Source organism: Halopseudomonas maritima (assembly GCF_021545785.1).
Lineage (GTDB): Bacteria > Pseudomonadota > Gammaproteobacteria > Pseudomonadales > Pseudomonadaceae > Halopseudomonas > Halopseudomonas maritima.
In genome coordinates this window covers 3,404,090-3,426,242 of sequence record NZ_CP079801.1, presented here as the reverse complement: position 1 = coordinate 3,426,242, position 22,153 = coordinate 3,404,090, and the positions used below count along the sequence as shown (strand labels likewise).

At 61.4% G+C, this 22,153-nt stretch carries 22 protein-coding genes; 11 read left to right on the top strand and 11 right to left on the bottom strand.

The window, feature by feature from the left end; translation table 11 throughout:
- The first annotated feature begins 55 nt into the window (after positions 1–55).
- The 8 genes from gloB (at position 56) to fabI (ending at position 10,871) form a co-directional block, all read left to right on the top strand.
- Entirely contained in the window at positions 56–835 is a 780-nt protein-coding gene (gloB, locus tag HV822_RS15865; RefSeq protein WP_238871169.1) for a hydroxyacylglutathione hydrolase, read from the top strand.
- 65 nt (positions 836–900) lie between these two features.
- Positions 901–2,457, top strand: a complete 1,557-nt coding sequence (locus HV822_RS15860) for a LysM peptidoglycan-binding domain-containing protein (RefSeq protein WP_238871168.1) — start codon at positions 901–903, stop codon at positions 2,455–2,457.
- Between the two features lie 173 nt (positions 2,458–2,630).
- On the top strand, positions 2,631–4,454 hold the full coding sequence (locus tag HV822_RS15855; protein ID WP_396265169.1) for an extracellular solute-binding protein: 1,824 nt from the start codon (positions 2,631–2,633) through the stop codon (positions 4,452–4,454).
- Positions 4,455–4,471: 17 nt separating this feature from the next.
- The gene (locus tag HV822_RS15850; RefSeq protein ID WP_238871164.1) at positions 4,472–6,316 is read left to right on the top strand and encodes an extracellular solute-binding protein; all 1,845 of its coding nucleotides are present in this window, start codon (positions 4,472–4,474) and stop codon (positions 6,314–6,316) included.
- 2 nt (positions 6,317–6,318) lie between these two features.
- The gene (locus tag HV822_RS15845; protein ID WP_083728983.1) at positions 6,319–7,392 is read left to right on the top strand and encodes a microcin C ABC transporter permease YejB; all 1,074 of its coding nucleotides are present in this window, start codon (positions 6,319–6,321) and stop codon (positions 7,390–7,392) included.
- Positions 7,393–7,395: 3 nt separating this feature from the next.
- Positions 7,396–8,427 carry an ABC transporter permease gene (locus tag HV822_RS15840; protein WP_083728981.1) on the top strand — a complete coding sequence of 344 codons (1,032 nt, stop codon included), beginning with the start codon at positions 7,396–7,398 and terminating at the stop codon, positions 8,425–8,427.
- 1 nt (position 8,428) lies between these two features.
- The gene (locus HV822_RS15835) at positions 8,429–10,063 is read left to right on the top strand and encodes an ABC transporter ATP-binding protein (RefSeq protein WP_238871162.1); all 1,635 of its coding nucleotides are present in this window, start codon (positions 8,429–8,431) and stop codon (positions 10,061–10,063) included.
- Positions 10,064–10,076: 13 nt separating this feature from the next.
- Positions 10,077–10,871 carry an enoyl-ACP reductase FabI gene (fabI, locus tag HV822_RS15830; RefSeq protein WP_104737703.1) on the top strand — a complete coding sequence of 265 codons (795 nt, stop codon included), beginning with the start codon at positions 10,077–10,079 and terminating at the stop codon, positions 10,869–10,871.
- A 126-nt stretch (positions 10,872–10,997) separates the two neighbouring features.
- Here the strand turns inward: fabI and HV822_RS15825 are convergent, their stop codons facing one another.
- Positions 10,998–12,206 (bottom strand): ammonium transporter, encoded by a 1,209-nt coding sequence (locus tag HV822_RS15825; protein WP_238871160.1) that lies wholly within the window; start codon positions 12,204–12,206, stop codon positions 10,998–11,000.
- 393 nt (positions 12,207–12,599) lie between these two features.
- Here HV822_RS15825 and HV822_RS15820 point away from each other — a divergent pair, with 393 nt between their 5' ends.
- On the top strand, positions 12,600–13,763 hold the full coding sequence (locus tag HV822_RS15820) for an EAL domain-containing protein (RefSeq protein ID WP_238871158.1): 1,164 nt from the start codon (positions 12,600–12,602) through the stop codon (positions 13,761–13,763).
- Here HV822_RS15820 and HV822_RS15815 read toward each other — a convergent pair whose 3' ends face one another.
- Genes HV822_RS15815 through HV822_RS15800 form a run of 4 tightly spaced genes read right to left on the bottom strand, consistent with a single transcriptional unit; the run spans position 13,764 to position 16,372 of the window.
- The gene (locus tag HV822_RS15815) at positions 13,764–15,089 is read right to left on the bottom strand and encodes a sensor histidine kinase (protein WP_238871156.1); all 1,326 of its coding nucleotides are present in this window, start codon (positions 15,087–15,089) and stop codon (positions 13,764–13,766) included.
- Entirely contained in the window at positions 15,086–15,757 is a 672-nt protein-coding gene (locus HV822_RS15810) for a response regulator transcription factor (RefSeq protein WP_238871154.1), read from the bottom strand. Before HV822_RS15810 ends, HV822_RS15815 begins: the two co-directional genes overlap by 4 nt.
- Positions 15,757–16,095: a PepSY domain-containing protein gene (locus HV822_RS15805; RefSeq protein ID WP_238871153.1), complete on the bottom strand. Its 339-nt coding sequence runs from the start codon at positions 16,093–16,095 to the stop codon at positions 15,757–15,759. Before HV822_RS15805 ends, HV822_RS15810 begins: the two co-directional genes overlap by 1 nt.
- On the bottom strand, positions 16,061–16,372 hold the full coding sequence (locus tag HV822_RS15800; protein WP_238871151.1) for a PepSY domain-containing protein: 312 nt from the start codon (positions 16,370–16,372) through the stop codon (positions 16,061–16,063). The genes HV822_RS15805 and HV822_RS15800 overlap by 35 nt, the downstream gene beginning before the upstream one ends.
- 128 nt (positions 16,373–16,500) lie before the next feature.
- Between HV822_RS15800 and HV822_RS15795 the strand changes: the two genes are divergently transcribed.
- Entirely contained in the window at positions 16,501–17,580 is a 1,080-nt protein-coding gene (locus tag HV822_RS15795; RefSeq protein WP_238871149.1) for a patatin-like phospholipase family protein, read from the top strand.
- Positions 17,577–18,230: a class I SAM-dependent methyltransferase gene (locus tag HV822_RS15790; RefSeq protein ID WP_238871148.1), complete on the top strand. Its 654-nt coding sequence runs from the start codon at positions 17,577–17,579 to the stop codon at positions 18,228–18,230. The genes HV822_RS15795 and HV822_RS15790 overlap by 4 nt, the downstream gene beginning before the upstream one ends.
- Here the strand turns inward: HV822_RS15790 and HV822_RS18250 are convergent.
- The 6 genes from HV822_RS18250 to HV822_RS15765 all read right to left on the bottom strand — a co-directional run bounded on the left by HV822_RS18250 (position 18,227) and on the right by HV822_RS15765 (position 22,066).
- Positions 18,227–18,433: a cysteine-rich CWC family protein gene (locus tag HV822_RS18250; RefSeq protein ID WP_396264920.1), complete on the bottom strand. Its 207-nt coding sequence runs from the start codon at positions 18,431–18,433 to the stop codon at positions 18,227–18,229. The genes HV822_RS15790 and HV822_RS18250 overlap by 4 nt on opposite strands.
- Positions 18,430–18,954 carry a C40 family peptidase gene (locus HV822_RS15785; RefSeq protein WP_238871146.1) on the bottom strand — a complete coding sequence of 175 codons (525 nt, stop codon included), beginning with the start codon at positions 18,952–18,954 and terminating at the stop codon, positions 18,430–18,432. Before HV822_RS15785 ends, HV822_RS18250 begins: the two co-directional genes overlap by 4 nt.
- Before the next feature lie 113 nt (positions 18,955–19,067).
- Positions 19,068–19,739: a DNA-3-methyladenine glycosylase I gene (locus HV822_RS15780; protein ID WP_238871144.1), complete on the bottom strand. Its 672-nt coding sequence runs from the start codon at positions 19,737–19,739 to the stop codon at positions 19,068–19,070.
- 13 nt (positions 19,740–19,752) lie between these two features.
- Positions 19,753–20,577 carry a tRNA 2-thiocytidine(32) synthetase TtcA gene (gene ttcA, locus HV822_RS15775; RefSeq protein WP_238871142.1) on the bottom strand — a complete coding sequence of 275 codons (825 nt, stop codon included), beginning with the start codon at positions 20,575–20,577 and terminating at the stop codon, positions 19,753–19,755.
- A gap of 138 nt (positions 20,578–20,715) precedes the next feature.
- Positions 20,716–21,315, bottom strand: coding sequence for a Yip1 family protein (locus HV822_RS15770; RefSeq protein ID WP_238871141.1), 600 nt, complete (start codon positions 21,313–21,315; stop codon positions 20,716–20,718).
- A 139-nt stretch (positions 21,316–21,454) separates the two neighbouring features.
- Positions 21,455–22,066 carry a DNA-J related domain-containing protein gene (locus tag HV822_RS15765; RefSeq protein WP_238871139.1) on the bottom strand — a complete coding sequence of 204 codons (612 nt, stop codon included), beginning with the start codon at positions 22,064–22,066 and terminating at the stop codon, positions 21,455–21,457.
- Positions 22,067–22,153: the final 87 nt, after the last annotated feature.

Below are 22,153 nucleotides of genomic sequence, written 5' to 3'. Positions count from 1 at the left end.
CCCCTCACCGCATTTGGTTAAGATGTGGGCAAACACATTAAGGATTAGCCTGCCCATGTCCACCTTTATCGCGCTACCGGCATTCAATGACAACTATATCTGGCTGTTGCTCGACGAGCAGCGCCAACAGGTCGCGGTGGTCGACCCCGGCGACGCCCGGCCGGTCGTCGTCTGGCTCGGGCGCAACCCCGAGTACAGCCTTAGCCATATTCTGGTGACCCACCACCATCCTGATCACGTTGGCGGTATCAACACGCTCAAGGCCAGCACCCAATGCAAGGTCTGGGGGCCAGCTCACGAAACTATCCCCGGCCGGGACCGAGCCCTGGAAGATGGGGAACGGATCAGTCTGTTTGGTCTCGAGCTGGAAGTGATTGCTGTACCAGGCCACACCTTGGGCCATATCGCCTTCTTCTGCGACAACGCCGGAGACCCCTGGCTGCTCAGCGGCGACACCCTGTTTGCCGGTGGTTGCGGCCGCCTGTTTGAAGGTACACCAGAGCAGATGCACCAGTCATTGTCGCGCCTGGCTGCGCTGCCGGACAGCACCCGCATTTACTGCACCCACGAGTACACCCTGGCAAACCTGCGTTTTGCGCAAGCGGTAGAGCCCGACAATGACGACATCCGCGTACGCCTGGAAGTGGTCGAAGAGCTGCGCGCTGACGACCGCATGACCCTGCCGACCGACCTTGCCCTGGAAAAGCGCACCAACCCCTTTTTACGCAGCGAATGCGACGCTGTGACGCAGGCCGCCAGTGCGCAGGCCGGTCGCTCGCTGGCGCCCGGTCCAGAGACCTTCGCTGCCGTACGGAAATGGAAGGACAGCTTTTAACTACTGCCTGCCTTGACCCTCCAGATAGCGGTCCATAGAATCGACCTCATTTTTTGGGGTCGTCCATGCATATTTCGGTACCTGCCATCTTGCCCAAGTTGCTGTCAGCAGCCTCCCTCGGAGCCATGCTGCTGATTGCCGGCTGCCAAACCACCGACAGCCAGGGCTACCGACAGACAGGCCAACTTAGCACCCCCAGCGAGCCTGTCAGCGCTTCACCTTTCCGCACCCCGTCTGTTGCCCCCTCCGTCCGCTCACCAATTCCTGAAGCTAGCAAGCCCCATACCCTCTGGGCCCGCATTCGCGCCGGTTTCACCCTCGACCCAGCCGCTATCGACAACCCACGCATCGACCAGCAGCGCATCGCCTTTGCCAGCCAGACCCGTTACTTTGAACTGACCTCCGCCCGCGCCCAGCGTTACCTCTACTACGTCGTTGAGCAGCTGGACGAACGCCAGATGCCGCTGGAACTCGCGCTGCTGCCGTTTATTGAAAGTGCCTACAACCCGCAGGCCGTTTCCAGTGCCCAGGCCGCCGGGCTCTGGCAGTTTATTCCTTCAACCGGCCGCAACTTCTCCCTGCGCCAGGACTGGTGGTACGACGGCCGCCGTGACGTTACCGCCTCCACCACCGCTGCGCTCGATTACCTGACGCTGCTGAATAACTACTTTGATGGCGACTGGCTGCTGGCGCTGGCGGCTTACAACTGCGGCGAAGGCTGCGTTGGTCGCGCCATAAAACGTAACGAAGCACTCGGTCTGCCGACCGACTACTGGAATCTGCAGCTGCCGCGCGAAACCATGAATTACGTGCCCAAACTGCTGGCGCTGGCACAGATTGTCGACAGCCCCACCGCCTACGGCACCGTACTACCCAGTCTGGCCAACGAGCCCTACTTTGCCGGGGTGGCCATCGACCAGCAGATCGACCTGCACAAGATTGCCGAGCTCGCCGAGCTATCGACCGACGAGCTGCTGAGCCTCAACCCGGCGTTCAACCAACGCGTCACCGCCCCCAACGGTGAATATCAGTTGCTGATCCCGGTCGATCACGTTGAGCAGTTCACCACAGCGCTGGCCAGCCTGCCGGCTGATGAGCGAGTCAATTACCAGCACTACAGCGTGCGCCGCGGCGACACCCTGTCGCAAATCGCTCGCCGTCACCAACTCAGCGTCAGCGTGATTCGCGACATCAACAATATCAACGGCAACCTGTTGCGCGTTGGCCAAACCCTGATGCTGCCAGAGCTCGGCGGCAGCGCACCGGCCACCAACGCCGCCGCCAGCGCGCTGGCCAGCAGCGCTGAGCCATTGCGCTATCGTATTCGCTCAGGCGATAACCTCTGGACCATCGCCCGCGCCCACGGCACCACCGTCAACCGCATCAAGCGCGACAACAACCTGGCCAGCAACGGTCTGACCGTAGGCGACACCCTGATTCTGCAGGCCGCCGCCTCAACTGGCGGTAGCGACACCCGCCGCGTGGCCTACACGGTGCGCTCAGGCGACTCGCTCTACACCATCGCCCAGCGCTTCAATGTTGATGTAGACAAGATCCGTGACTGGAACCAGCTTGGTCGCTACCTGCAGCCAGGCCAGCAACTGACGCTGTTCGTCCGCTAGGCCGGCACAGATTAGCGCCACAGGGCACCGCGCCGGGCTTCCGCCCGGCGCCGCACAATGGTAGCGTTGGCAACATCGCTGACGGCGCGCCGACACCAGCTGTCACTCGAGGTGCAGCCAGAGCAGTGTCGTCAGTCACCGGCCACTCTATCGTGCGGAATGTCATGCCCTTGCTGTCTCGAACGCTATGTCTGGCGCTACTACTGATCACCGCCCCGTCCAGCTGGGCCACGCTCTACCATCAGCACGGCTACTCGCTTTACGGCCAGCCCAAATACCCTGCCAACTTCGAGCATCTGGATTACGTCAACCCGGACGCGCCCAAGGGCGGCACGCTGCGCGTTATGGGTAACGGCACCTTTGACACCCTCAACCCCTACACCCTCAAAGGCACCAGCCCGATCAACACCGGCGACTTTGCGCAGTTTGGCATCAGCGAGTTGAACGAGCCGTTGATGGTGGGCAGCGGTATCTATGACCCCTCTGCTGACGAGCCTTATTCGGCCTACGGCCTGATCGCCGAAAGCCTGGAGTTTGCCGACAACCGCAGCTGGGTGGTGTTCAATTTGCGGCCCGAGGCGCGTTTCCACGACGGCGAGCCGATTACCGCCGACGACGTGGCCTTTTCCTACCGCCTGCTCAAAGAGCAGGGTCACCCCAACTACCGCTCGGTGCTGCAAGACGTCAGTCGCATCGACATCCTGGGCGAGCGCCGCATTCGCTTTATCTTCAGCCGCCCCGGCAATTCAATGCTGATCCTGCGTCTGGGCGAACTGCCGGTGCTGCCGGCGCACTACTGGCAGGGCCGAGACTTTGCCACCACCACGTTCCAGGCCGGCCTCAACAGCGGCCCCTATCGGGTCAGCAGCGTGGACCCCGGCCGGCGCATCAGTTTTCAGCGGGTGGAGGATTACTGGGGCCGCGACCTGCCTATCAACCGAGGCAAGTACAACCTGGACCGCATGGAAGTGGAGTTTTACCGCGACAACAGCGTCGCCTTTGAAGCCTTCAAGGCCGGCGAATTCGATATTTACATCGACCGCAAAGCGGCCAACTGGGCCAACGCCTACGCCTTTCCGGCGGTGGCCAGCGGCGACGTAATCAAGCGCGCGGTACCCCACGAGATACCCAGCCCTACCCAGGCGATGTTCTTCAATACCCGTCGCACCCCGTTCGACAGCCTGCCGCTGCGCAAGGCACTGGGCATGCTATTCGACTTTGAGTGGTCCAACCGGGTGCTGTTCTACGATGCCTACCGGCGCTCGCAAAGCTACTATCCCAATAGCCCGTTCAGCGCGACAGGCCTGCCTGCCGGGCAGGAGTTCCTGTACCTGTCACCCTTTCGCGAGCAACTGCCCTCGGAACTCTTCCTGCAGCCATTCAGTCTACCCGTGACCGACGGGCGCGGCATTCCGCGCGATACCCTGCGTGAAGCGGTGGAGCTGTTTGCCGAAGCCGGCTGGAGGCTGCGCCAGGGGCGCCTGCAGAACGATCAGGGCCAGGATTTGCGGTTTGAAATGCTGCTGGTCAACCCCAGTCTGGAACGTATCCTGCAGCCCTACCGGGCAAATCTGGCGCGTTTGGGCATCGATATGCAGATTCGTACCGTGGACCGGGCGCAATACAAGGCACGACTGGACCAGTTTGACTACGACATGATTCTGACCACCCTGCCACAAGGGCTTTCACCTGGTCTGGAGCAGTTCAGCTACTTTCACTCCAGCCAGCGCAACGTCAAAGGCAGCCGCAATTACGCGGGTATCAACAACCCGGTCGTGGACAGTCTGGTCGAACAGCTTCGGGCGGCCAGCAGCCGCAGCGAGCAGGTAGCGGCTGCACGGGCCCTCGACAGGGTTTTGCTGTGGCACCACTATACGATTCCGAACTGGTATGTCGATTACCACCGCATCGCCTACCGCAGCTGGCTCCGCACGCCGGAGATTGCACCCTACTCGCTGTCGATTCGCAGTTGGTGGCAAGCGCCGGCGCAACAATAGAAGAACAAGGGACCTGAATGCGACTCTCGTTGAAAACCTGTAGCCTGGCTCTGCTGATATGCGCTAGCGGCGCGTTGCAGGCCGCACCACAACACGCCGTCACGCTCTATGATGAGGCGCCCAAGTATGGCGCAGACTTCACCCACTTCGATTACGTCAACCCGGACGCCCCCAGGGGCGGCACTCTGCGACTGTCCGGTTTCGGCAGCTTTGACTCCTTCAATGGCTACATCAGCCGGGGCACCGCCGCCGAAAACCTTGGTCTGATCTACGACACCCTGACCTTCCACGCGCTGGACGAGCCCTTTACCGAGTACGGCCTGGTGGCCAAGAGCATCGAAAAGGCCGAGGACAACAGCTGGGTGCGCTATTACCTGCGACCAGAAGCTCGCTTTCACGATGGCGTCGGCATTACTGCCGACGATGTGGTATTCACCTTCAACGCCCTGGTTGAACAAGGCGCCCCCTTCTACCGCGCCTACTACAGCGATGTAGATCAGGTGGTCGCCGACGATGAACATACCGTCACCTTTCACTTCAAGCACAGCGGCAACCGCGAGCTGCCGCTGGTGCTGGGGCAACTGCCGGTACTGCCCAAGCACTACTGGGCCGAGCGCGACTTCAGCAAAGGCTCCCTGGAGCCGCCGCTGGGCAGCGGCCCCTACCGCATCACCCAGGTACGCCCCGGACGCAGCGTGACCTTCGAGCGCGTCAACGACTACTGGGCCGCGGACCTGCCCGTGCAACGTGGTTTCTACAACTTCGACAAGGTGGTGACCGACTACTACCGCGACACCAGCGTGATTCTCGAAGCCTTCAAGGCCGGACAGATTGACCTGAACGAGGAAGTGGCCGCCAAGAACTGGGCGACCGGCTACACCAGCCCGGCCCTGAGCGACGGGCGCATCATCAAAGAAGAAATCCCCAATCACAACACCCAGGGTATGCAAGGCTTTGTCTTCAACCTGCGCAAAGCCTACTTTGCCGATGCCAGAGTACGTCAGGCGATTGCCCTGCTATTCGACTTTGAATGGTCCAACGCCAAGCTGTTTCACGGTGCCTACACCCGCACCACCAGCTACTTCGACAACTCGGAATTGGCTGCGCGCGGCACGCCCGATGAAGAAGAGTTGGCACTGCTGGAGCCGCTGCGCGGGCAACTACCCGAAGCCGCCTTTGGCGCAGCCTGGACGCCACCCACCACCGATGGCAGCGGCACCGTGCGCGAACAGCGCCGTCAAGCCTATGCACTGCTGCAGGAGGCTGGCTGGCAGATCGTTGACGACAAGCTGGTCAACGCCGAAGGTGAGCAACTGAGCTTCGAGTTTCTGCTGGTGCAGGCTGATTTCGAGCGCGTCCTGCTGCCCTTCAAGCGCAACCTGGCATCGCTGGGCATCAACCTGGAGCTGCGCCGGGTAGACGTGTCTCAATACATCAACCGCCTGCGCTCGCGCGACTTCGACATGGTGGTCACCAGCTTTGGCCAGTCCAACTCTCCCGGTAACGAGCAGCGCGAGTATTGGCACAGCTCCAGCGCCGACAACCCGGGCAGCCGCAACCTCATGGGGCTGCGCGACCCGGCAATCGATGCCCTGGTCGAAGGTCTGATTCAGGCGGACTCACGCGACAGTCTGGTCACCCACACCCGCGCACTGGATAGGGCCCTGCGCTCACTGCACCTGGTGGTGCCCAACTGGTACACCAACGTCTATCGCGTTGCCTACTGGGACAAGTTCGGCCACCCGGCCAAATCGCCAAAATACAGCCTGGGCCTGTTTACCTGGTGGGTTGATGCCGAGCGCGATGCGCGCCTGCAAGGCCATCAGCAACAGGTAGCACCCAGCGCCGAGGGAGCCGAATAAGCATGCTGGCTTACATCATTCGCCGTTTGCTGCTGATTATTCCGACCCTGTTCGGCATCCTGCTGATCAACTTCCTGATCATCCAGGCCGCACCCGGCGGCCCCGTCGAGCAGATGATTGCCAACCTCGAAGGCTTTGAGGGCAGCGCCACCAGCCGGGTCGGCGGGGGCGGCAGTGAAGTGGCCAGCGGCGGCAACTATCGCGGCGCCCAGGGGCTGGACCCGGACATCATCGCCGAGATCGAGCGCATGTACGGCTTTGACAAGCCCGCCCATGAGCGCTTCTGGCTGATGATCAAGGGCTACCTGCAGTTCGACTTTGGCGACAGTTTCTTTCGCGACGCCAAGGTCACCGACCTGATTCTGGAGAAGATGCCCGTTTCCATTTCGCTGGGGCTATGGACCACCCTGCTGACCTACCTGATTTCCATCCCGCTTGGCATTCGCAAGGCCATCAAGCACGGCTCCGCCTTTGATGTCTGGACCAGCTCGCTGATCATTGTCGGTTACGCCATCCCCGGCTTTTTGCTGGCGATTCTGCTGATCGTGCTGTTTGCCGGCGGCAGCTATCTGGACTGGTTCCCGCTGCGCGGGCTGACCTCTAACAACTTCGAGCAGATGAGTACCGGCGAGCAGATTCTCGACTACTTCTGGCACCTGGTGCTGCCGATCTTTGCCATGGTGGTAGGCAGCTTTGCCACCCTGACCATGCTGACCAAGAACTGCTTTCTCGACGAGATCGGCAAGCAATACGTGGTCACCGCCCGCGCCAAGGGGCTCTCCGAGCGCCGCGTGCTCTACGGCCATGTGTTTCGTAATGCCATGCTGCTGATCATTGCCGGCTTCCCGTCGGCGCTGATCAGCATCTTCTTCACCGGCTCGCTGCTGATCGAGGTGATTTTCTCCCTCGATGGCCTCGGCCTGCTCGGCTTTGAAGCGGCGATCAACCGCGACTACCCGGTGATGTTCGGCACGCTCTACATCTTCACACTGGTCGGTCTGGTGGTGAAGCTGATCGGCGATATCGCCTACACCCTGGTCGATCCGCGTATCGACTTTTCCAGCCGGGAGGGTTGATCCATGCGTCTATTCAATCTGTCCCCGCTCAATCAGCGCCGCTTTGCGCGCTTTCGTGCCAACCGCCGCGGCTGGTGGTCGTTACACCTGTTCATGGTGCTATTCGTCCTCAGCCTGGGCGCCGAGCTGATTGCCAACGACAAGCCACTGGCCGTGGGCTATCAGGGCGAGCTGTACTTTCCGGTGTTCAAACGCTATCCGGAAACCGCCTTTGGCGGCGAGTTTCCGATCGAAGCCGACTACCGCAGCCCCTACGTGCAGGAGCTGATTACCGAGGCAGGCGATGGCTGGATGCTCTGGCCACCCATTCCCTATCACTACGACACCATCAACTACGACCTGCAGGTGCCTGCCCCTGCGCCGCCTTCGGCGGATAACTGGCTGGGCACCGATGATCAGGCGCGGGACGTGATGTCACGGGTGATCTACGGCTTCCGTATCTCGGTGCTGTTTGCCCTGACGCTGACCATCTTCAGCTCGATCATCGGCGTCATTGCCGGCGCGGTGCAGGGCTTCTACGGCGGGCGCATAGACCTGTTCGGCCAGCGTTTCATCGAGGTCTGGTCCGGCCTGCCGGTGCTCTACCTGCTGATCATTCTGGCCAGCTTCGTACAGCCCAACTTCTGGTGGCTGCTGGGCATCATGCTGCTGTTCTCCTGGATGGCACTGGTGGACGTGGTGCGTGCCGAATTCCTGCGCGGACGCAATCTGGAGTACGTGCGCGCCGCCCGCGCCCTGGGTGCCAGCAACCAGGTGATCATGTTCAGGCACATTCTGCCCAACGCCATGGTCGCCACCCTGACCTTCTTCCCCTTTATTCTGACCGGTGGCGTCATCACCCTGACCTCGCTCGACTTTCTGGGCTTTGGCCTGCCACCCGGCGCGCCATCGCTGGGCGAGCTGATTGCCCAGGGCAAGAGCAACTTGCAGGCGCCCTGGCTGGGGATTACCGCCTTTGTCGTGCTGTCGCTGATGCTCAGCCTGCTGGTGTTTATCGGCGAAGCGCTGCGTGATGCCTTTGACCCAAGGAAATGAGATGAGCGAACAACCTTTGATCAGCATCCGCAATCTCAGCGTCGCCTTCCGGCAGGGCGATGACAGCGTTCTGGCGGTCAAGGATGTCAGCTTTGACATTCAGCCCGGCCAGACCCTGGCGCTGGTCGGTGAGAGCGGCTCCGGCAAGTCGGTCACCGCGCACTCCATTCTGCGCCTGTTGCCCTACCCGCTCGCCTCACACCCCAGCGGCAGCATCGAGTTTCAAGGCAGCGACCTGCTCAAGGCTGGCGAAAACCAGCTGCGCAAGGTCCGTGGCAACCGCATCTCGATGATCTTTCAGGAGCCCATGAGCTCGCTCAACCCGCTGCACAGCGTAGAGCGGCAGATTGGTGAGGTGCTCGCTCTGCACAAGGGACTGAACAAGGCGCAGGCGCGCGAACGCACGCTGGAGCTGCTGGAGCTGGTGGGCATTCCAGAGCCACGCAAGCGCCTGGGCGCCTACCCCCATGAGCTGTCTGGTGGCCAGCGCCAGCGCGTGATGATCGCCATGGCGCTGGCCAATGAACCGGAGCTGCTGATTGCCGACGAGCCGACCACCGCGCTGGATGTCACGGTACAGCTGAAAATCCTCGAACTACTCAAGGAGCTGCAGCAGAAACTCGGCATGGCCATGCTGCTGATCAGCCACGATCTGAACCTGGTCCGCAAAATTGCCCACCGGGTATGTGTCATGTATCGCGGAGACGTCGTCGAAGAGAACGATTGCGCTACTCTGTTCAGCAAGCCGCAGCACGACTACACCCGTCAGCTGTTGGCTGCAGACCCGAGCGGCGAGCCGGTTCCGGTCGATCCGAATGCAGAGGATATTCTGCGGGCGGAGCAGGTGCGGGTGTGGTTTCCGATCAAAAAAGGCGTGCTGCGACGTACCGTTGATCACGTCAAGGCGGTCACCGACATCAGCTTCAGCCTGCCCCGTGGGCAGACCCTGGGCATTGTCGGTGAAAGCGGCTCGGGCAAGACCACGCTGGGCATGGCGATCCTGCGGCTGATCGACAGCCAGGGCCTGATCGAATGTGACGGCAAGCGCCTGGACGGGCTTAGCCAACAGGAGGTACGCCCGCTGCGCCGCGAGCTGCAGGTGGTTTTTCAGGATCCGTACGGTAGTCTGAGCCCGCGCATGTCCGTCGGTCAGATCATCAGCGAAGGGCTGGAGATTCACCGCATCGGCAATGAGGCAGAGCGTGAACAGATGGTGATTCAGGCCTTGCAGGAAGTTGGTCTGGATCCGGAGACCCGGCACCGCTATCCGCACGAGTTTTCCGGCGGCCAGCGCCAACGGATCTCGATTGCCCGAGCACTGGTGCTCAAGCCCAAGCTGATCCTGCTGGATGAGCCGACCTCAGCGCTCGATCGCACGGTACAGGGGCAGGTAGTTGAGCTGCTGCGCAATCTGCAGCAGAAGTACAATCTGACGTATTTGTTTATCAGTCACGACCTGGCAGTGGTCAAGGTTCTCAGCCATCAGTTGATGGTGATCCGCCAGGGCGAAGTAGTAGAACAGGGACCGGCAGGCGACATCTTCGCTTCTGCGCAGCACGCGTATACGCGGCAGCTGTTGGAAGCGGCCTTTGCCCTGCCGCAAACCGATAACAGGGCCGATACGGCCATGCACTAAACAGGAAAGCACTATGGGATTTCTCAGCGGAAAGCGCGTACTCATCGTTGGCGTAGCCAGCAAACTGTCCATTGCCTCCGGCATCGCCGCGGCCATGCACCGCGAGGGCGCCGAACTGGCCTTCACCTATCAGAACGAAAAGCTGAAAGGCCGGGTTGAAGAATTCGCGGCCGGCTGGGGCTCCGGTCCTGAGCTGTGCTTCCCCTGCGATGTGGCCGACGACGCCGAGATCGAACAGGTGTTCGTCGAACTGGCCAAGAAGTGGGACGGCCTGGACTGCATCGTTCACTCAGTCGGCTTTGCCCCGGGTGACCAGCTGGACGGCAACTTCGCCGAAGTCACCACCCGTGAAGGCTTCCGCATTGCCCATGACATCAGCGCCTACAGCTTTGTAGCCCTGGCCAAGGCTGGCCGCGAGATGATGAAAGGCCGCAACGGCAGCCTGCTGACGCTGTCTTACCTGGGCGCCGAGCGCACCATGCCCAACTACAACGTCATGGGCATGGCCAAAGCCAGTCTGGAAGCCGGTGTTCGCTACCTGGCCACCAGTCTGGGCCCGGAAGGCACCCGCGTAAACGCTATCTCTGCCGGCCCAATTCGCACCCTGGCGGCCTCCGGCATCAAAAGCTTCCGCAAGATGCTGGCCCACAACGCCGCGCAAACCCCGCTGCGTCGCAACGTCACCATCGAAGAGGTCGGCAACGTCGGCGCCTTCCTCTGCTCCGACCTGGCCTCCGGTATGTCCGGTGAAATCACCTACGTGGACGGTGGCTTCAACATCACCGCCATGGGTGGTCTGGAAGAATAAGTCGCCGCTGCTTGCGGACACAAAAAACCGGGCAACGCTGCCCGGTTTTTTTATGGCTTCTGCGCTGTGCCACGCGGACAAGCCTGCGGCATTGTCCGCCCTACGGCTGCACATGACTGCGCACGATCAGTCGTCGGAGGTCGCCCCAATCTTGTGGATCGACAGGTCAGCGCCCTGGTACTCCTCCTCTTCGCTCAAGCGCAGACCGGCAACCGACTTGATCAGGCCATAGACCAGCAGACCGCCAACAAAGGCAACCACCACACCGGCCAGCGAGCCGATCAACTGCGACATAAAGCTCACACCACCCAGACCGCCCAGCGCCTCGGTGCCGAAGATACCCGCCGCCAGACCGCCCCACACACCGCACAGGCCATGCAGCGGCCAGACACCCAAAACGTCGTCGATCTTGAAGCGGTTTTGGGTGAGGATGAAGGTCCAGACAAACAGGCCACCAGCCACCGCACCAGTAGCCAGGGCGCCCAACGGGTGCATCAGGTCGGAGCCCGCACACACCGCAACCAGACCCGCCAGCGGGCCGTTATGGATAAAGCCCGGGTCAGCACGCCCCACCAGCAACGCCACCAGCGTGCCGCCAACCATCGCCATCAGCGAGTTGACCGCCACCAGGCCGCTGATGCCATCGAGCGTCTGCGCCGACATCACGTTGAAGCCAAACCAGCCGATGGTCAGGATCCACGCCCCCAGCGCCAGAAACGGGATATTGGAGGGCGGCATGGCGACTACGTGGCCGCCGCGATAACGGCCGTTACGCGCACCCAGCAGCAGCACAGCACCCAGCGCGATCCAGCCACCGACGGCATGGACTACCACCGAGCCGGCAAAGTCATGGAAACCGGCGCCAAAGGTCGCCTCCAGCCAGCCCTGAAAGCCATAGTTACCATTCCAGACGATACCTTCGAAGAACGGATAGACCACACCGACAATCAACAGTGACGCGCACAGCTGCGGGGCGAACTTGGCACGCTCGGCGATACCGCCCGAGATAATGGCCGGAATCGCCGCAGCAAAGGTCATCAGGAAGAAGAACTTGACCAGCGCATAGCCATTGTTCTGCGACAGCGTAGCCGCATCGGTAAAGAAGGTTGCGCCGTAGGCGATCCAGTAACCAATAAAAAAATACGCCAGGCAGGAGATGGCGAAGTCGCTGATAATCTTCGACAGCGCGTTGACCTGGTTCTTCTGCCGCACCGTACCTACCTCAAGAAAGGCAAAGCCGGCGTGCATGGCCAGAACCATGATCGCGCCCATCAGAATAAACAGGGTGTTTGCACCGTGAACCAGGGTTTCAACGGCGCTGTGCAGGTTTTCCATTCAAGCAGCCTCTTGCAAACAAAATGCACCTCATGCGTGCACAACACGGTTTGGTGTGCGCATTTGGTGCGATACGCTAAACGGGCGATTGCTAAACAACGCAACCCAGCTAGCGGGGTTTGTTAAATTTATATTTGTATTTCATTGACTTAGCCGAAAACCCTGGGACACTCGCCAACACACTGGCACCATGTTGGCGCAGCACCACAAGACCGACTCCCCTGATTAGTGCAATCGTCATACCAAATAGGCAGAATCGTGCACTGAAAGCGCTCAATGACACTTTCATGACAGCGCCAGCAGCTGCCCAATCCAGACCTGCGGCAGCTTCCGGCTGCTTGGCTATAATCTTGCATACTGTCAGCGCCCGACGTCCCGACCCCGGAGAATGATGTGTTCACAGGCCAGCCCCTGCCCTATTTCCAACCTCTGATCGATACTGCCACCGGCCGCATTGCCGGCTACGAAGCGCTGGCGCGACTGCGCGATGAGGAGGGCAACATCAGCAGCGCAGGCCCTCTGTTTACCGACCCGGCTGTATCCCAAAGTGATTTGCTGGAACTGGACCGCAGCATCCGGCGCCAGGCGCTGGAACGCTTTCGCGACAGCCCTGAAGGTTTTTTAAGCCTCAACATCTCACCGGCCTGGATCAGCCAGCTGCAGCCCGGCAAGCCGCTGCCCAGCCTGCAACTCTTGGATGAATTGGCGCTGCCAACCGATCAGGTGGTGTTCGAGATAACTGAACTGCAGGGCAGCATCGAGCAGTTGCGTGAGGTGGTACAGCGCTACCGCAGCGCCGGTATCCGCATCGCCATTGACGATTTCGGAGCCGGCTACTCCATGCTCGACCGCGTACTGGCGCTGGAGCCGGACATCCTCAAACTGGACATTCAGCTATTCCGTCAGGCTGCCGCGGGCAACAGCAACAGTGGCGACTTTGTGCGCGCGCTGGCGCTAATGGCTGAAAAGAGTGGCTGCTGGATCATCGCCGAAGGGGTAGAAACCGAACAGGAGCTGCACTTTGCATTGGAGTGCGGCGCCCGCTACGTACAGGGCTACCTGTTTGGCCGCCCGGAAGAAAACTTTCTGCCCAGCGATGCCGTGCAGCAGCAGTTCTCGGTAATGCGCGACCACTACGTACGCGCCAAGCTGGCTGAGCGCGAAAAGCTGGCCAACCTGCGCCGCTCACTGGCAGACCTGTTCGCGGAGCTGCGCCAGTGGCTTCGTCAGGGCGCACAGCCGTCAAAGCTGCCTGACCCACGCGATTACCCCTGGTTGCTGCGCTGCTTCCTGTGCGACGCCGAGGGCACGCAGATTTCCCCCAACTTCGACTGGCGCGACGGCAGCTGGCAAACCGACCCGCGCTACCTGGACCACAACTGGTCCTGGCGGCCGTACTTCTACCAGATTCTGGCCGAAGCTGGCGAAGACAGCCGCGTGATCCTCTCCAATCGCTACCGCGACGCCACCACCAACCAGTATTGCATGACTTCAGGGTTGTTCATCGACGACAGTCGTCACCTGCTGCTGGTCGACATCGACGCATCGGCACTCTGATCAATCAAGCCCACGGCGGCGCTGGCGTGGCAGACTGATGCGTACCAGCAGGCCGCCCTCCGGCGCCTGCTCCAGAGCCAGCGAGCCCTGATAGGTCGCCACCATATCCCGCACAATGGCCAGCCCCAGGCCGTGGCCGGGTGCCTGCTGGTCCAGCCGCGCACCGCGGCCCAGCACCTGATCACGCGCGGCTGGATCAATGCCGGGGCCGTCGTCTGCTACCTCCAGCGTCAACTGCGCCGCACCCAACTGCCATCCTACCCGTACCTGCGCACGCGCCCACTTGCAGGCGTTGTCCAGCAGATTACCCAGCAGCTCCAACAGGTCTTCGCGGTCAAACGGCCAGCCTGCGGACAGCTCGCCCTCGAGGCTGATGTGCGGGCCGCCGGGATAGAGGCGCTGCAGTGTCTGCACCAGCGCGTTCAGGTCAGCGTCGGGAGCAAAGCGCTGACCACGGGACTGGTCGGGCGCCAGGCGGGCGCGCTGTAGCGTACGTTCCAGCTGGGTACGCATGGCCTGCACCTGCGTTTGCAGCTCGTCTCGCTGCTGCGCAGGCAGCTGTGCGGTGAGGCTGTCCAGCCGGCTCTCGATCACCGCCAGTGGCGTCTTGAGCGCGTGGCCCAGGTCGCCGGCGCTGTTGCGCGCGCGCTCCAGCAAGGCTTCGACCTGCTGCCCCAGATGGTTGATCTCGCTGACCAATGGCGCCAGCTCCTCCGGCACCTGCTCGCTCAGCTGCAGCCGCTCACCGCTGCGCCACTCGGCCAACTCGCGCTGGGCACTTTGCAGCGGCCTGAGCGAACGCCGCAGCAACCAATGTTGTACGCCCGCCGCCAGCAGCACCACCAGCACCCCCAAACCACTGAGCCACCAGCTTGCACGGCGAAACTCGCCTAGCAGGGGCTGGTAGTCGATGGCCACACTGATGGTCAGACGCTCCCCCGACTTCAGGTACTCACCCGACCACACCAGTAGCTCCTGACCGCTCGGGCCCGGCAGCAGGTCGCTTTGCAGGCCGTCACCCGGCAGCGGCAGGCGCTGGTCCCAGAGCGAGCGTGAGCGCCACTTCTCATTGCCCTGCACCACGAAATAGCGCCCCGAGTAGGGGCGCCGGTAGTCAGGGTCAACCTTGTCCATGTCCAGATAGAGCCCGTCGCTGCCAGCGGTCAGCGCAGCCAGCAGGCTGTCAGTCTCGCGCTGCAAAAGCAGCGTCAGGTAGTTGCGTTGCGCGCGGTCATACAACCAGACACTGCCCTGCACAACCAGCAGCAAACTGATCAGCAGCAGCGGCACCAGGCTCAGCGTCAAGCGGCGGCTGATGGACATCATTCGGCTGTGCCTACCAGCACGTACCCCTGCCCTCGTCGCGTTTCAATGGCCCCGCGCCCCAACTTGCGCCGCAGGTGGTTGATCAACACCTCAATAACATTGGAGTCGCGCTCGTCTTCGTAATCGTAGAGGTGCTCGGCCAGCCGAGTTTTGGACAACACCTGCCCCGGGTGCAACATGAAATAGCGCAACAGCTTGAACTCGCTGGCTGACAGGCCAATTGGCGCTTCGCCGCCACGCACCACCTGCTGATGCGCCTCATCCAGTTGCAGACCCGCCGCGCTGAGCATGGCCTGCGGCTCGCGACCGTGGGCACGGCGCAGCAACGCCTGCACCCGCAGCACCAGCTCTTCATTGTGGAAGGGTTTGGTCAGATAGTCGTCGGCGCCAGCCTGCAATCCCTCTACCCGTTCAGTCCAGCGACTGCGCGCGGTCAATATAAGCACCGGCAGTGCGCTGCCGCCCGCACGCCAGCGTCGCAGAATCTCAAGCCCATCCAGACCCGGCAGGCCCAGATCGAGAATGGCAAGATCGTAGGGCTCCTGCTCACCCAGCAGCAAGGCGTCACGTCCATCGGCCCGCCAATCCACTGCATAGCCCGCGCGCTTGAGCACGGCCAGCAGGCTCTCGGCCAGTGCTACGTTATCCTCAACCAGCAGCAGCCGCATCAGTCGTCCTCTTCCACATCCAGCAGATCTCCAGTAACCGCATCGTACTCCAGCTCCATAACCCGCCGGGTGCGCGTCACCACCTCAATCTCATAAATGTAGCGGTCATCGTCCAATTCCAGCTCAGCCTCCAGCAAGCGGCCTGGAAAGCGCTGCAGCGCGTCATTTACAAACACCTGCAGGGGCACGATGTGCCCCTGTTCGGTCAATGCCAGCGCCTCATCCTGACTCAGATCGCGCGCGCTGACACCTAGCGGGATCAGCACCAGCGCACACAACAACAGGCGGCCGCTGGGCCGTGGATCAGTCGTCGCGGCGGTGTTCCAGTACTTCGCCATTGCTCGCATCCAGGTCAATGTCCCACTCCTGCCCTTGGGCATCACGGATTTCAACTTCGTAGACATAGCGGCCATAGTGCTTGTCCAGGTCGGTGTCGGTAATGGTACCGGGTTGCACTGACAGTGCCTTTTCATTCAGGCTTTCCAGTGACTGGATGGTGCCCTGCTCAACCAGGCCCGGTACTTCGTCCATGCGGACATCGTCATCTGCCAACACGGCGGCACTACCCAGACCCAGGATGGCGGCGCAAGACAGCGAAACAAGTTGCTTGTACATAGTCATTTCCTCTTTTGTGTGGAGCGATGCCGAACCTATCGGCACCGCCTTCTGACAGGTACAGACTATAGCCACCAGCTGAAACCAACCTTAAAATCGGGCGCGCAGCCACAGGGAACCCGCTCAGCATGACAGCGATACAGGTTAAAGCACCGGCATTGACGCTCCGCGCAGGGCAGCGCGCCATTCAGCATATCCGCGAACAGGGACTACAGCCTGCCGACGTGCACATGATTCCAGGCGCCGCCGGCGGGCCCAAGGCACTCGGCATCCAGGGGCTGGATCTGGCGCTGTTCGGCGAATGGCTGCCGCGCGCGCCGCAGCCGCGCAGTCTTATCGGCGCCTCCATCGGCAGTTGGCGCTTTGCCAGCGCCTGCATGCCTGACCCAGTACACACCTTGCGCCAGCTCGGCGAATTGTACACCGCCATGCGCTTCCCCAAGGGTGTCACCATCCAGACCATCAGCGCGGCCTGCGGCCAGATGATCGACGAGCTGCTGCAGGGGCAGTTTGATGCCATTCTCAATAACCCCCACTACCGCCTGAACATCGTCGTGGTGAAAAGCCGCGGCCTGCTGCGGGATGATTCGCGCACCCGCCTGGCACTTGGCCTGGGCGGCGTGATTGGCGCCAACCTGCTGGGGCGCCGCCACCTTGGCCGCTTCTTTGAAAGGGTCATTCTGCACGACCCGCGCCAATTGCCCGCACTGGATGAGTTACGTGACTTCACCAGCGCCCATGTCGAGCTGACCACAGAGAACCTGCGTTCGGCCTTGCTGGCCTCTGGTTCCATTCCCATGGTGATGGAAGCGGTGCGCGAGATTCCGGGGGCGGCGCCCGGTGTCTACCGCGACGGCGGCCTGCTCGACTACCATCTGGACCTGCCCTACACCGCACCCGGGGTGATTCTGTATCCGCACTTCATTGACCGGGTCATCCCCGGCTGGTTTGACAAGAGCATTCCCTGGCGCAAACACAACGCCCAGCAACTGCGTGACGTCTTGCTGCTCGCTCCCTCGCCCGAGTACCTGGAGCGCTTGCCACACCGCAAACTGCCGGACCGCAAGGACTTCAACCGCTACGTCTACGACAACGACGGCCGCGAGAAGTACTGGCGCAAGGCGATGAGCGAAAGCCAGCGCATGGGCGACGAGTTTCTGGAGCTGGCTGACTCCGGGCGCCTGATAGACCGTATCAAGCCACTGTGATCGAGCCACACCAGACCCTGCCCTGCCCGCTCTGCAGCGCAGCTACCCACTGGATGCTCAGCGACCGCAAGCGCAGCTACTGGCAATGCGAGCAGTGTTTGATGGTGCATGTCCCCGCACCCTGGCAGCTGACTGCCGAGCAGGAAAAGGCCGAGTACGACCGCCATGAAAACCACCCCGATGATCCGGGCTACCGGCGCTTTCTCTCGCGTCTGGCTGATCCGCTGCTGCAGCGCCTGCCGCCAGCCAGCAGTGGTCTGGACTTTGGCTGCGGCCCAGGCCCTGCGCTCGCGTTGATGCTGCGTGAGCAAGGGCATCAGGTCGCCCTGCACGATCTCTATTACCACCCCAACCCGGCAGCGCTTGAACAGCAGTGGGATTTCATCACCGCCACCGAGGTAGTCGAGCATCTGGCTGATCCGCGTGCGGTGCTGGAGCAACTCTGGCGTTGCCTGACGCCCGGCGGCTGGCTCGGCTTGATGACCAAGCGCGTAACCAGCCCGGAGGCCTTCAGCACCTGGCATTACAAAAGCGACCCGACGCATATCAGCTTCTTCAGCGAACAGAGTTTTCGCTGGCTGGCGCAGCACTGGCAGGCAGAGCTGGAGCTGATCGGCGCCGATGTGACGTTACTGCGCAAATCCGCCTAGCGCTGCCGGACGCGAGCAGCGAAATCATCAGGGGCTGCCTGACAGGCCCTTACACATGCCTGGCAGATGCAATCGCGGTTGCGCGCTTCAGCCGGCAGCAGGGCCAGCATGCTGGAGGGAACTGAAAGACGGAAACACCAGCAGTCACCGCTACTGGCCGTGCAGCTATTCTCTTGCTGACAAAACGGGCAGGTCTGGGTCAATTCACGTCCAGCACCCGGCGTGCGCCCTTGAACGTGCGCTGCCAGAACGACGACTCCAGCTCGTCGACGCGCACCACGCCACCGGTACTGGGCGCATGTAAAAAGCGCCCCTCACCAATATAAATACCGGCGTGGTTCACCCGCCCACCATTCATGGCAAACAGCACCAGATCGCCTGGCGCCAGGGCACTTTCAGACGGGCGGGTTACCTTGAGGTTGTAGAGGTCAGAGGTGGTACGCGGCAGGTCCATGCCGGCCGCTTCGCGGTAGACGTACTGAATCAAGCCACTGCAATCAAAACCGGTGTCAGGTGAACTGCCGCCCCAGCGATACGGGGTACCAACCAGGCTAAACGCCTGAAAGACCACGTCATTACCAAGAATCCGGGAGGAGTCGGAAGGCGTTACCGAGGGCAAGGCACGCACGGGGGCGGGTGCCGCGACGGGGGGGCTTTTGGGCGCACTGGAGCAGCCTGCCAGAACAGCGGTCAGAAACAGGATCAACAGCGCACTGTGCCGCATCCGGCAACCTCCAGCCCGAGGGGTTTGATTAAAAAATGGACGCTAAAGCGCCCAAGGTCAAGAATTTACTTTAACTTACCGCGCCAAGCTACAGATCAGCTGCCTTTTTCTGATCAATGGTTCACAGTGAACGCCAGCATGGCAGACAACTGACACAAGGGCCGCCCGCTTTGCGCGCGCCACTCATTGAAGGCCGCCTGCGCTGCGGCCTGGTCCCGCTGACTGCTGGGCATCTTGTCGATAACACCCTGCGCCTTCAGCGCGGCCACCACATCCTCGCTGGGAGCCCAGGTATCCTTACCCACCATTCGCAACAGACGCGGCGCTGATTGTCCGCCCAGTTGCGCGCCCCGCTTGGCCAGCAGGCGCCAGAGCCCGACGATGTCCTCTTCCGGCCAATCAGCAATCAGGTTGCCCATGCTGCCGTGCTCGGCGCGAATATCCAGCACCAGCTGGGCGTTGCGTGGCACGCTGCGCAGCTTGCCCAGATGCCGAATCAGGCGGGTGTTCTGCATCAGCCGCTCAATATGTTCAGCGCTCATCAGCACGACTTTCTCCGGGGCAAACCCAAAGAAAGCCTCTTCAAAGGCCGGCCACTTGGCATCCACCAGGCTGTGCTTTAGCCCGGCGCGAAACACCCGCAGGGCGATAGTCGACAGATAGCGGTCATCGGTCATTGCGCGCAGCTCATCAACCGTCCGCGGCTGGGGCAAAAGCGCCTCCAGCGCCTGCGCCGAGCCAAAGCGATTCAGGCAGTACTCGTGCAACCAGCGATAGTCCCGCATCGACAGCTCACCTTCAGAGGTTCATGACGTTCAGAACACGAGACGCCGCCTGCTCATCGATACGCAGGCCGACAAAGTCGTATAGCGCGGTATCAGCCAACTGCGAGGGCTGCACATGCTTGAGCGAGCGGAAGATATTCTCGAGCCGGCCTGGCGTGGCGCGCTCCCAGCCCTGCAGCATATCCTTGACCACCTTACGCTGCAGGTTCTCTTGTGAGCCGCAGAGATTGCAGGGAATGATCGGAAAGCCCTGCAGCTGGGCGTAGGACTCGATGTCCGCCTCGTTGCAATAGGACAGCGGACGAATGACCACGTTGCGGCCATCATCCGAACGCAGCTTGGGCGGCATGGCCTTCAGGTTGCCGCCGTAGAACATGTTGAGGAAGAAGGTCTCGATGATGTCGTCACGGTGGTGCCCGAGCGCCATCTTGGTCGCGCCGATTTCATCGGCAAAGGTATACAGGTTGCCCCGGCGCAGGCGCGAACAGAGCGAACAGGTGGTCTTGCCCTCGGGCACCTTCTCCTTGACGATCGAGTAGGTGTCACGCTCAAGGATGTGGTACGGCACACCAACGCTGTCCAGATAGGCAGGCAGTACCTCTTCCGGGAAGCCCGGCTGCTTCTGATCCATATTGACTGCAACCAGCTCAAACGTGATCGGCGCGACCTTTTGCAGGTACAGCAGCATGTCGAGCATGGTGTAGCTGTCCTTGCCGCCGGACAGGCAGACCATCACCTTGTCGCCATCCTCGATCATGTTGTAGTCGGTAACCGCCTCGGCGGTCAGGCGACGCAAACGTTTTTGCAGCTTGTTCTGGTTGACGCTGAGACGACTCATGGACAGGGCACCGGTCTGGCAAAAGCCGGCATTTTACTGGAAAGCGCTGAGCATAAAAACATCAGCCCCCGTCAGTGCGACTGACGGGGGCTGATGCCGGCTCAGGCAAGCCTAGAACAGCTAAGGTGATCCGGTGGTTCAGCGCAGGTAGACAGGCCCCACGCCAAAGCCCCAGAAGATGACTGAGGTCGCTATCATGGCCACCAGGACAACCAATCCGACCGCGAGCACCGAACTGGAGAACAGGAAGCCTTCATCACTGGGTATGTCCATAAAGATGGGAATGCCCTGATAGAGCAGGTAGACCGTGTAACAGATCGCTGCGGTGCCTACCAGCATACCCAGCCAGAGGCTCGGATACAGTGCTGCCACGCCAGCAATAAATAGCGGTGTAGCGGTATAGGCCGCAAAGATTACGCAGTCGTTGAAGGTCGGATTGGCATCATAGGTGCGCGCCATCCAATGAATGAAAGCCCCCATTACCGCCACGCCAGCGAGCATCGCCAGATACGACAGCACCGTCATCTGCATAGCGCTGGCCTGGGTCAGTTTTACCGCCTCAGCAGTGCCGATGGTCCAGCCAATCTGGGTAGTGCCGATATAGGCGGACACCGCCGGGATAGCCGCCAGCAGCAATACGTGGGTGAGGTACATGTGGCCAATGCTTTCGTCCTCGCCCTTGATTTCCCTCCACTCCTCGTCAGGATGGGTGAACAACCCCACTACGTGATGGATCATGGTCTGACCTCCTCATTATTATTCAGCCCCGACCAGCGATGCCCAGCCGGAGACCCGGGCACGCCTTAGCAATGCCCTGCGTTGACTATAGTCAAAAACCATTGAGCATATGAAACCCTGCTTAGAGAGATTGGCGACTTCAGGTTTTACCGTAATAGCGTTGCAGAATTAACATCGCCCGGTTGATCTCTTGCGCCCGCACCGTACTGCCGCCACGGTCCGGATGATGACGACTGAGCAGGCTGCGGTAGCGCCGCTTCAACGCCGCTGGCGTCGGTGCCTCGGTAAACTCCATGACCGCCAGCGCTTCATCTACCTCCCCATCCGCTACCGCGCCCCGCCCCTGCCAGAAGCTGTCCAGCAGTCGTTGCACGTCGTCGGCGTTGGTCTGGCGCCACTGTGCCCAGTCCAGGTAATAACGCCGCAGCGGGTCGGCCAGCTCAATGGCATCCGCGCCCGCCTCGCGCGTGCGCAGCACAATCTTCAGCACATGGATGTCCAGAGCCAGGTGCGCTGGCGCCAACTGATCTGCCAGCAGGTACAGGCGATTGAATAGCAGAAAGTGCAAACGGAACAGCTGCAGTGGGTCACGCAGAGCACCTGGCTCGGCAAACAACGACTCCGGCCAGCGCTGGGCCAGCAGTTGCAGCAAGTGATGCTCTCCAAGCCCTTGCGGGTGAGCGTGCAGCAGATCCAGCAATACATCGCTGAAATTGGCCGGTAGCAGGTCTTCAGGTTGAACCTCAATCATACCGGGAGTGTAACAGCCCCTGGTCCGTTGCTGTCCGTCATCAGTTTGCCATCAAAGCGACAAGCCTCTGTCATCGCGGCTGCGTAT